12 protein-coding genes are annotated in these 10,019 nt (G+C 30.0%); 5 read left to right on the plus strand and 7 right to left on the minus strand.

The genetic code is table 11. The features are described 5' to 3' along the window. Positions 1 to 639 precede the first annotated feature (639 nt). Positions 640 to 1,509, plus strand: coding sequence for an Abi family protein (locus HNS40_RS20745; RefSeq protein ID WP_172284561.1), 870 nt, complete (start codon positions 640 to 642; stop codon positions 1,507 to 1,509). Positions 1,510 to 1,987: 478 nt separating this feature from the next. Here the strand turns inward: HNS40_RS20745 and HNS40_RS20750 are convergent, their stop codons facing one another. The 6 genes from HNS40_RS20750 to HNS40_RS20775 all read right to left on the minus strand — a co-directional run bounded on the left by HNS40_RS20750 (position 1,988) and on the right by HNS40_RS20775 (position 5,607). Next, entirely contained in the window at positions 1,988 to 2,395 is a 408-nt protein-coding gene (locus tag HNS40_RS20750; protein ID WP_172284563.1) for a hypothetical protein, read from the minus strand. Between the two features lie 595 nt (positions 2,396 to 2,990). Then, positions 2,991 to 3,206 carry a hypothetical protein gene (locus HNS40_RS20755; protein ID WP_172284565.1) on the minus strand — a complete coding sequence of 72 codons (216 nt, stop codon included), beginning with the start codon at positions 3,204 to 3,206 and terminating at the stop codon, positions 2,991 to 2,993. Between the two features lie 3 nt (positions 3,207 to 3,209). Then, the gene (locus HNS40_RS20760; RefSeq protein ID WP_172284567.1) at positions 3,210 to 3,659 is read right to left on the minus strand and encodes a hypothetical protein; all 450 of its coding nucleotides are present in this window, start codon (positions 3,657 to 3,659) and stop codon (positions 3,210 to 3,212) included. Between the two features lie 788 nt (positions 3,660 to 4,447). Next, positions 4,448 to 4,858: a hypothetical protein gene (locus HNS40_RS20765; protein ID WP_172284569.1), complete on the minus strand. Its 411-nt coding sequence runs from the start codon at positions 4,856 to 4,858 to the stop codon at positions 4,448 to 4,450. Positions 4,859 to 4,869: 11 nt separating this feature from the next. Then, positions 4,870 to 5,247: a hypothetical protein gene (locus tag HNS40_RS20770; RefSeq protein ID WP_172284571.1), complete on the minus strand. Its 378-nt coding sequence runs from the start codon at positions 5,245 to 5,247 to the stop codon at positions 4,870 to 4,872. 126 nt (positions 5,248 to 5,373) lie between these two features. Then, positions 5,374 to 5,607: a hypothetical protein gene (locus tag HNS40_RS20775; RefSeq protein WP_172284573.1), complete on the minus strand. Its 234-nt coding sequence runs from the start codon at positions 5,605 to 5,607 to the stop codon at positions 5,374 to 5,376. 140 nt (positions 5,608 to 5,747) lie between these two features. On the opposite strand from HNS40_RS20775, the gene HNS40_RS20780 reads away from it, so the two are divergent. From HNS40_RS20780 to HNS40_RS20795, 4 genes are read left to right on the plus strand one after another with little or no spacing between them, the layout of a single operon-like run. Next, positions 5,748 to 6,455 carry a helix-turn-helix domain-containing protein gene (locus tag HNS40_RS20780; protein WP_172284575.1) on the plus strand — a complete coding sequence of 236 codons (708 nt, stop codon included), beginning with the start codon at positions 5,748 to 5,750 and terminating at the stop codon, positions 6,453 to 6,455. Then, positions 6,452 to 7,294: a DUF2971 domain-containing protein gene (locus tag HNS40_RS20785; protein ID WP_172284577.1), complete on the plus strand. Its 843-nt coding sequence runs from the start codon at positions 6,452 to 6,454 to the stop codon at positions 7,292 to 7,294. Before HNS40_RS20780 ends, HNS40_RS20785 begins: the two co-directional genes overlap by 4 nt. A gap of 45 nt (positions 7,295 to 7,339) precedes the next feature. Next, positions 7,340 to 8,377, plus strand: a complete 1,038-nt coding sequence (locus tag HNS40_RS20790; RefSeq protein ID WP_172284579.1) for a hypothetical protein — start codon at positions 7,340 to 7,342, stop codon at positions 8,375 to 8,377. A gap of 23 nt (positions 8,378 to 8,400) precedes the next feature. After that, positions 8,401 to 9,489: a hypothetical protein gene (locus tag HNS40_RS20795; RefSeq protein ID WP_172284581.1), complete on the plus strand. Its 1,089-nt coding sequence runs from the start codon at positions 8,401 to 8,403 to the stop codon at positions 9,487 to 9,489. Positions 9,490 to 9,597: 108 nt separating this feature from the next. Here the strand turns inward: HNS40_RS20795 and HNS40_RS23815 are convergent, their stop codons facing one another. Beyond that, the gene (locus tag HNS40_RS23815; RefSeq protein ID WP_172284583.1) at positions 9,598 to 9,897 is read right to left on the minus strand and encodes a tyrosine-type recombinase/integrase; all 300 of its coding nucleotides are present in this window, start codon (positions 9,895 to 9,897) and stop codon (positions 9,598 to 9,600) included. Positions 9,898 to 10,019 lie beyond the last annotated feature (122 nt).

Raw genomic sequence — 10,019 nt, forward strand, 5'->3', positions numbered from 1 at the left:
TGGTGTTGATTTTCAGAAAATTGCACATGAGTTAATCAACAATAGTGAAAATTTTCTGTTTTTTAGAGAAAAAGAACCTATTCTAATTCAGCTTGATAAGGCAGTCTGATTTGGTGCGAAACTTCAGATATTTACTTAAAACTCTTAGACTTCCCCTGGAAGTGCACTATCAATACTTTTCTTACTTTACTCATGACAATTGGGTTATTAGCCATTTTCTTGCTAATTTGGTTCATAAGAAAGCCCGAAAATATTGTTTGACAACGGGTAATGAAGGTTCTTTTTTAGGGTGGTCAACTTCAGCGTTTTTTATAATTATTTACACAAAAAAAAAGATTTAGATGGGAGTGATTAAATTCATTTTACTAACTACAATGGCCAGATTTGCAAATCATGTTCCTATTTCACTTTTCGGTACCAAAATGGCACAAACTATTTTAACTATATGTTTTTCAACACATATAGTACCCCCAACAAGACTAGAGCAAACGCAGTAAATACAGGATTTCTGGGGTTTTCGGTGTAATTTTCGGTGTAATTACAACATATAAGTAAAACTATTTATCAATAGTATTTGGGAAAATGTCTAATTTTGCTACACTCAATATTTATACAATTTTCAACTTAAAACCTTTTTAAATGGGGAAAATCGCAACTAACACAATTACCCAAACTGCAATACTCAAAGAAAGAGGAATGGAGTTTGACTGTAGCTTAGACAAAGTTAAGGAAACTCTTTTAGATATAGGATATTATCGATTAGGTTTTTACTGGTATCCATTCGAAAAAAATGACTCTCATGAATTCATTGAAGGAACAAAATTTTCAGATGCATTAGCTTTGTATTATCTTGATGTCGACTTACGGCATTTATTAATAAGATATATAAATCGAATTGAAATAAATTTCAGAACAAAAGTTGTTTATTACGTTTCAAACAAATTTAAAAATTCCTCAACTTGGTTTGCTGATCCTTCAATAATGTACCAAGACTACATTAACACCCTGGACAATCACTATAATCATGATTTTAAAAAAAATAATAAAACGATAAAACATCATCATAACAAAAATATTAATGACAAATATGCTCCTGCATGGAAAACACTAGAGTTCTTTACATTTGGAGCTATACTAAAAATATTCAAATCATTAAAAGATAAAGAAATCAAAGAACGAATATCACAAGAGTATGGTGTGAAAAACTTAAAAAAATTCATAAACATTATGGAAACTATAGTGAATGTTCGAAACACTTGCGCCCATGGTGGAGTATTATTCGATTTTAAAACCCCTAAAGGCATTTCTACTTTACCAGACTTAAGTTTTAATAATAACGATAGACATTCTCTTGACTCTGCAATTAAGACTATTTTATATATCCTAAATAAAATCTCCTCAAATAGAAAAGAAGAAATGCATAGCCATATTAAAAACCTATTTTTACAGAATGAAAAGAATGAAATTATCAAAACCATAATTGAAGATAAGATTGGATATAATTATTGATTGTTTTGATATACTGGATAAAACGGAAGTACATTTACAAAAAACACAATGTCATTCTACAACAGTCCTGTGTGTCATTTACAATAAAGACAAAAACACATCAATAAAGGACATAATACACAATTAATCAAGGTATTATCAATTTAAAAAGAATGTTATGTCAAATTTAACAAGATATTATGTCAAATTACAACAGGTTTATTTGACTTTTACAATAATTATTACGTACATTTGCCTCGTAGTAAGTGCCCTATTAATCAATTGCATTAATGCTGCACTATAAAAAAATAATATAAGCCTAGACTTGCTCTAGGCTTTTTTCATATACGCTTTTTTCTAGTAAACTTTTTTTTATAAACCACTTTTACCTATAGCTTTGTCAATTTAACTAAAAAAAACACTAACCAAACAATCTGGACGCTTCAAATGATTGGCGGTTCCAGGAACATTTGGTTAGTGCTCAAACAAAAGTAAACAATTATATCGCTCTAATAAAAGTAACCACTAGAAACATTGCAACAAATACAGCAAGTCCTTTTGCCGTTTGATTCACCGTTTCACTTTCAACGGGTGCATGTTTCATCTCCTCTACAAAATGCTCGCTGTTATAGGAAATCAAATTATACTTTTTACTTTTAAGAATATCGAAGTGATCTAAAATTTCTTCAGCTGACAACACACACAAATCGGTGTCTTCAACTTTCAACACTTCTCTGTTCTTTACAAACTCACTATATTCTTCCGAATGCACATTTTTATTTATTGTGTTATGCAGCACATAGAAGCTACCCATAAATGGAACTAATATTCCTTTATGAGCTACAAAAGGTAGGTTTTTCGCTTTTGTAGTAATTTCTTGACCTGCTTTAAAATTATTGATGTCCATATTTTTGTATTTAACTGTATTCAAACTTCTTTTTGTGCATCGTATTTATTCCAGTTGCTATTTATTGTATAAATCGAAGATCTTTACTTTGGTTTTTTTACTCTGTTTTTCACTCCAAATGTTCCTTAATTATGAACACAGGGGGTAAAGGGCTGTATTCTAGAGTTATACATTTTTTTAATTTTGGGTTTTTCTATTGCTTTTTAAGGCTGCATCCTGAGTACCTGGAACAGCTAGTTTATAAATGGATATTAGTTGATTTTGATACATTTCTAATTAATTCTATGATAATTATATAAATACGTTTTTGCCAATGGCTTTTTTTTGGGAGCGCTCCTGGACAAGCAAGGCAATTTTTAACAGCATCTCTTTAAAAAGAGGAGAGGAAGAGGAACGTTAGGCAAATTTTACAAACAATACCCATTATTTAGCAAGTATTCCTCTTTTCTCCCTCCTTGCTTTTGCCTTTCGGCTCCCTCCGTAGTTGTCGCCACAACAGAGCTACGGAAATAGCTTTAAAGGCTTAATTTGGGCGGATAAACAGTGCCATCCGCCCTCTTCAAGCCACATACAAACTAGCCCAAATAACAAAACTCTATTTCTCTTCATTTTCAATTTCTTCTGAATTAACTTCCTCGACTATTGTTGTTTCAGGCTTTTTTGAAATGGGTTTATTCTCCTCCTCTTTATCATCCACAAACTTTTTATAGATGATAAAACCCCAAAATATAAGTATTGACGCAAGAAAAAGCGCAAAGCCAGGGTTTTTTCCTCCTCCTGGTCCACTTCTGATTTTAGTTAAATCAACCATAGCTTATTGATTAAAAATTAATGAATGATAATCATTTACGATTATGTTTATTAAATCGTCTAATGTCTTAGGCTGTAAAAGCTGCTCTTCTCCATCTTTCAAATACTTCACCTCTTCTCGTTCCAATTCATCAAGCAATTGAGAGAGCTTTAAATCTATATCAGGATTAAAATTGGTTTTTTGCACTGGGGCAACATTTTGAATACTTCTGATTTTATTAGTAATCTCACTGGAAGCTAAAAATGTTTTGTTCACAATAACCTTAATTTCCTTAAGCAACTCCTCATTGTTATTGCTTTTTGCCAATGGTGTTTTACTAGAACCTTTTTCACCATTAAGAATGTACTCTACATAATCTGTTAAAGACATACCTAATGTTTTAGCTTCATCAACAATTTTTTGCTTGAGATCGCTATTTATACGTACATTCAAATTTGATTTTTTGTCACTCATGATTCTACTATTTTTTTACAAGTATACGATCTCGAAAAATTTCAAAACCACTTTACTCCGAATTTTGTTACTTTTCCCTACTTTTCTCTGAATTTTGTTACTTTTTCCCACTTTACTCCGAATTTTGTTACTTTAGGAACTTGCATTTTTATAAAATTTCGTTCGCTTTTTCTGCTCTTTTGTGTTTTCTCAAGAACAATATGTTCTGTCAGTGGGCAATAGTTTTTGTTTATTACACCTTTCACAAATGAATAAATGCAATATTACTTCACCATCCTTTTTATTATCTCGGTCTCTTATAATTTCATATTTATCACTAGAATAATGCTGCCAAGAATGAAAACCAAAGCAACATTTTATAAATATGAATATCCTTTTCAAATGGTAGGAAATTGACTTTGTAACTTGTCTCTTCATAATGAATACTGTTACATTTAAAAACTAAATTTTTTAAAACCTATAATTCAATTAATACATCATTAATATGCCAAATCTCATGCAACATCAATATTTAAACATGTTTCAGGAACTGACCAACACGAAAAACATACTTGAATACATCAAAAACACACAATCAACATACCTGCAACACACTGTTTTACACTCATCAACATGATGTTTTACATTGTATTCTGCTGATTTTACATAAGCACGCTACACAAAATACGCTGTATTGCACCTGTGTTTTTATTGTATTTTTATAATATTCTGTTGTATTACAATTAAAATACTTATGCTTCCAAGCTAAAACACAATACTATACTGCTATAACCAATCTGCATTTATAGTTAAATACTATCAATATCAAAGTGTTGCATTAGAAACTCAACCTGTTTGCCTACCAATTTCTTTTGGAACTTACTATATTTACGTTCAACTAACTTGCTGAATATGTACTCATTTTTATGTAGTAGGTCTCTGAACTGATCCATACTAATACCTAAAACCTTAGCAAACTTCCACTTTGGTATACTTAAAATTTCCTCCTCTACATTCTTTTCCATTTCTAAGCGTAGCCTCAAAATACTTATACAAAACTCATTCATCCCTTTATCATACTTATTATAGCCATGACTTTCAAGTTCAGGCATACAAGCTTTTTCTAAACTTCTTCGTTTGCTGGGAGTTATACAAAGCCTGTCTTCAATTTCTGCCTTAGGAACAATCCTTGTTGAACTAACTTCTGATTTGTATTTCATGCCACCTCCATTTAACTAGCAGCTTTTACAACATTCCAGGATTCCTCATTATAAAACCTCATTAAATCTTTGTTGAATAAATATAAATCCATGTATTTTGATAGTGGAACTTTCTCTTTAAAGACCCTAAAGAAAAGCGTCTCTATTTCTAAGGTTATATTGTTTAATTCTTCCTCTGGATATCTGAGGAAAACAAATTCAGATTTCTTTCTTTGGAGCTTTTTGAGCTTCATTTCAAAATCAAATAGAATTCGATTTTCAAAAAACACCTCAATATCGTTAATGGTATCATGTTGGAGTTTGTTTAATGATTTCAAGACCTTTCCTATTTTGCTCCTTTTTATGGGATAACTACAGATAGTAGCATTTTCAATGTTTTTGGTAGCCATAATTATAATTTTACTACCTTTGCAGTAAGGTTTTTTGGGAAATTAATCTTAAACAAGCGGTTCCAGGTGCGAAATTGGAGCTGCTTTTTTTATATCTTACAACAAAGGATATGATTAATACTATTATTATTTGTTCTCTAAATATTCATCTATAGCTCTTTGAGTTATTCTGCCGTCCTTGGTAGTTTTAAGCAGCCCCTTTTCTACTAAGCTTTTTATTTTCCTATAGGTTGTATTCATTTGCTTAGCTACCTGGTTAATATAATAGACTGTGTTTGGATGTATTCTCTCTTTATCATATTCTCGTAAAGCATCCTTAATGGTTTCTTTTAAAATCTCTGTTGCGATATTTTGTCCCATATCTTAAGTTTTTTAATTGTTTTATTGTTAAGTTTGTAAATAATAACATTGCAATATTAAACATTTTGTTGGTTTTAACCAAGTATCTGTTGGTTTTTTCTCAACTTACGGTTTCCTTTGCATTATAAAAACGCCACAATATGCTTGTATTTAACAAGATAGAAGAATTAATAAAAGACAAAAATATTCCCATAAAAGATATGGCAAATAAAATGGGGATAACCTCACAAGGCCTATATCAACTATTGAAAAAAAAAGATATAAAACTATCTCAACTTCAAAAGATTGCTGATGTATTGGAAGTTGATATTTGTGAGTTTTTTGGAGGTTCTGGGAAAAATGAGTTTGAAGAAGAGCTTAAGTATTTTATCGACTCATATGATCCACCAAAGTATGTAAAGAAAATCGATCCTGTAGGTGATATTCTACTCCAAGAAAATAGGTTTCTATCTGATTCGCTTTATAATATTTATGACCAATTTGTAATTCATAAACCAATTGAAAATATAAATATTAAATACAAAATTGATATTCACATTATCAAAATATATATTCATGCAGATGGGTTCAATATTTCCTTTTATCAAGATGGTGAATACTATGACAAGAAAATAAATGGGAGTCCTTTACTATCAAAAATCTTAATAAATGTTTATGATGACATATCAGATGAAGACATAAAATTAGCTTCAAATGATATTAAAAATAGTATAAACAGGTTTAATTCCTTTATTTCTCAAAGCAAACTTATAGGTTGGTATAGGAAAAATTACAAATCAGGAGAAGAGGAAATACGAGAAATTCTGATGAGAATTTCAAGAGATTTTTCAATAATATTAGATAAATGAAAAACCCACCAGATAAATTATATCATTACTGCTCTGTAGAGAGTATGTTTAATATTATTAAGTCAAAATCTTTATGGCTTAGTAATAGTGGGCAGATGAATGATTCTGAGGAATCTACTTGGATTGAGCAGTATTTTGATATTATTAAAGATTCATTTAAACAAAAAAAATACGAACCATACCTTGATAAGATATTCAATGTATACTACGATGATCTTGGAAGCTCATTTATTTTCTGTTTATCAGACAAAAAGGATTCATTAAGTCAATGGAGAGGGTATTCAGATGATGGACGGGGTGTTAGTATCGGATTTTCAAGAGAACAGTTGAATATCTTCGAATACCTACCTCATCTTAGGAACAGTCAAATTCTTACAATCAGCTTAATACCTGTAATATACAGTGAATCCATACAACAACAAAAAATTCATGAAATATTAAAAAACACAAAAAACGATATTGACACGTATCCACACCATTCAAAAACACCATTTAGCTATCAATTCGCAAAAGAACTATTACTTTTAACTCAATCATATAAGAACCCAAGCTTCGAGGAAGAGTCAGAATGGAGACTTATTTTCACACCAAATACATCCGGATTTAGTGTAAAGAAGGAAATAACAAACATTATCTCAGATCTAAATTTCAGATGCACTAAGGATAAAATAATATCATACTATAAACAAAGTTTGGAAAATAAATTCAACTCTAAACTTATACCTGAAATTGTATTAGGTCCAAAATCAAAAATTGACATCCCAGAATTTAAATTATTTTTAAAAGCCAATGGGCTGGAAGGTACTGAAGTAACACCTTCTGATTCTACTTATAGGTAAATAGTATTCCTGTGGATTTCACAAAACAAATTTTAAGACCAAAAAATGAATAATATAGATATACAAAAGTTTTTTGCCTTACAAGAGGAATTTGAAACTGCTAATAAACTTGTTAGGTTGGGTTTTGGAGAGCTTCAAAACATCAATTTAGATAATGACTTCTATTTTCTACCTTTTCAGTTACTTTCTCAAGGGTTTGAGAGATTTATGAAAGCATATATCTGCATAGGACATTTTGAAAAACACAAGACCTTACCTAGCTTTCAATATTTAAGAAGACTTGGTCATGATTTAGAAAAACTTCTTAATGATATAAAAGAAAATTATTACTTTGATCAGTACCCACCAAAACAATTTCAAATAGACTCAGAATTTCTTCATGACAATATAGATTTAAAAGAATTGCTTTTTATTTTATCTGAGTTTGGAAAAATTGCTCGCTACTATAATTTTGATTTTATCACTGATAGTACTAAGATTGGTATAAACCCAAAGGAAAGTTGGCAAAAATTTGAAAATCGAATCAATCCTATTAATGAGAACTTATTAAAAAAGTTAATGAATCATGACACAAATAATGAAGTCTATCAGAAAATAACAAATCATATAATAATTACATTCGAGAAGTTCATCGCGAGTCTATCACGTCAAATAATATTTAACACATTAGGATTGACAGGAAAACAAATTACAGCTAGTTCATTTTTTGATTATGGCCTTATGTATGAAGGAGAATTTGGCAAAACTGACTACAGAGGCAATACATCTACATACAAAGAAACCCCCAAATCAGTACATAAAAGAAGTTTTGCCGATGAATTAAAAAGAAAGCACAATCCAAATTACAAATGGAAAGAAATCACCAAGGAAGAATTTCAAGGTGATTGGCCTTTTTATTCTGATAAAATAATAATTGAATGCAGGTACAAACACTGGTGTATTGTTTCTATAGATGGCTATGATTACTCTTTAAATGGAGCAGCTGCAGGCAGATATAAACTTGAGAATCCACATGATGCAGGAATGGCAATTCTTGGAAAGGGAATTGGGGATTTTATTACAATGGCCTTGAAGCTTCACTAAAAACTTTATTAGACCCATTACCAATGATTATAAAAACCACAAATAAATTGAACAACAAGACTAGAACAATAATATTTTGGACACTCTCAATTATCATTTTAATAGTAATTGGAATTATCACAATTAATGTAATTTATCAAACTGAAAATCCAGCCTTATTTGATATTGATTTTGATAAAAAAGACCATATAATATCTAGTTATGGGATATTAGTTGGTGTTCTTTTAACTTTTCTATCAATCGTTTTTATTATTCACAATATACTCCAACAAAAACAGCAATATGACAATGATAAGCGTGAACAGAAAATCAAGGAAAAAAATTCTCTTTTTGATAGATTAAAACTTGTAATGAATTTAGTAAATGAAATTTGCAGTCATATTGAGGATACTGGTAAAGAGATGAAAACATTTTCTCTTGCAGAGAAAAATTCTCCATTAAAGAATAATCAAATGTACTTTTATACTAATAAAAACTATAGTAGATTATTAGAGTTAGATTATCATACAATTTTCAATGCATTTCAAGAATTCGATACTGAAATCGACAAAACAAAATCATTTAACAACCTATATTACAAAGTAGATTTCTATTCTGAATCAATAGCTGAGACAAAAGAAAAATACCAATATCATATTAAGGACAAATTTCAAAGAAAAGTTAAAATAGCTAATGAATTAAATTCTGTCATGGATGATGCATCAAAAATGACAGAAGAATATAAATGTGAATTAACCGAAAATGATCGTTATAAACAAAATAAATGGTATAAATTATTAAATGGCTTATTAGCATTCTATTATGAAAGAATACCAGAAGATGATGAGGCAGATTATGAACAAATAGATAAAGAAGTACTCTTTGTATTCCTGAAAGACGCACTAAAGCTTCGAGAAAGTATTGGTTTCGAGAAAAAAACACAAGATTTAGTTTTGAAAATTGCAGTAATAAGAAAACAACTATATACTTTGAAAATAGAATCTTTAGACTTTGGAAAACAAATCCTGATACACTATAATGAATATTATTCTACTCAAAGTGAAAATTATAAGGACTTATGCAAATTAAAAGATCATATAGAATTATTAATAAATCTAGCAGCTAAGAAATAATAGCCGAAATCACTTAAGAATCATCGCTTTTAAGCTAATTAAACAATAAAGTAAATTTATAGGCAAACTCAGGATGGCAGGCTACTATTCTTAATACTAATCATAAAACTACCACTCCTTAAAAGAATCCTTCAAAGAATCAACATTACTACCCTGAGCCATATTAATATAAATTTGCGCGGTCTCAGTCTTATTAATCCCCATAAATCGCATCACAGTAAAAACGTTTCCGGTTTCTTTGGCTAGGTTGGTTCCAAAAGTATGCCTGGCTAAATGGCTTACAAAATGTTTTCCTTCAATTCCACTCTTAGCCTGGATAGATTTTAATATTCTATTATAATTGGGGTCAGATGAATAATCAAATATTAATCTATCTGTTTTATCTTCACTTTCTAGAGCTTCTTGGATATACCGGCGTTATTGTGCCAGTCATACCGACGTTATTGTGCCAGTGTGAACAGCTATAATTTCTAGGCTAAATTTACACATTAATTTGTTTCATTTTCACACATTAATTTTCCTAAATATTT

Origin of the sequence: Lentimicrobium sp. S6, from assembly GCF_013166635.1 — a bacterium.
Taxonomy (GTDB): Bacteria; Bacteroidota; Bacteroidia; order Bacteroidales; family UBA12170; genus UBA12170.

Bases quoted from the DNA above. Each gene is read 5' to 3' on its own strand.
- HNS40_RS20745 (WP_172284561.1), top strand. From the start codon at position 640: ATGGGGAAAATCGCAACTAACACAATTACCCAAACTGCAATACTCAAA.
- HNS40_RS20750 (WP_172284563.1), bottom strand. From the start codon at position 2,395: ATGGACATCAATAATTTTAAAGCAGGTCAAGAAATTACTACAAAAGCG.
- HNS40_RS20755 (WP_172284565.1), bottom strand. From the start codon at position 3,206: ATGGTTGATTTAACTAAAATCAGAAGTGGACCAGGAGGAGGAAAAAAC.
- HNS40_RS20760 (WP_172284567.1), bottom strand. From the start codon at position 3,659: ATGAGTGACAAAAAATCAAATTTGAATGTACGTATAAATAGCGATCTC.
- HNS40_RS20765 (WP_172284569.1), bottom strand. From the start codon at position 4,858: ATGAAATACAAATCAGAAGTTAGTTCAACAAGGATTGTTCCTAAGGCA.
- HNS40_RS20770 (WP_172284571.1), bottom strand. From the start codon at position 5,247: ATGGCTACCAAAAACATTGAAAATGCTACTATCTGTAGTTATCCCATA.
- HNS40_RS20775 (WP_172284573.1), bottom strand. From the start codon at position 5,607: ATGGGACAAAATATCGCAACAGAGATTTTAAAAGAAACCATTAAGGAT.
- HNS40_RS20780 (WP_172284575.1), top strand. From the start codon at position 5,748: ATGCTTGTATTTAACAAGATAGAAGAATTAATAAAAGACAAAAATATT.
- HNS40_RS20785 (WP_172284577.1), top strand. From the start codon at position 6,452: ATGAAAAACCCACCAGATAAATTATATCATTACTGCTCTGTAGAGAGT.
- HNS40_RS20790 (WP_172284579.1), top strand. From the start codon at position 7,340: ATGAATAATATAGATATACAAAAGTTTTTTGCCTTACAAGAGGAATTT.
- HNS40_RS20795 (WP_172284581.1), top strand. From the start codon at position 8,401: ATGATTATAAAAACCACAAATAAATTGAACAACAAGACTAGAACAATA.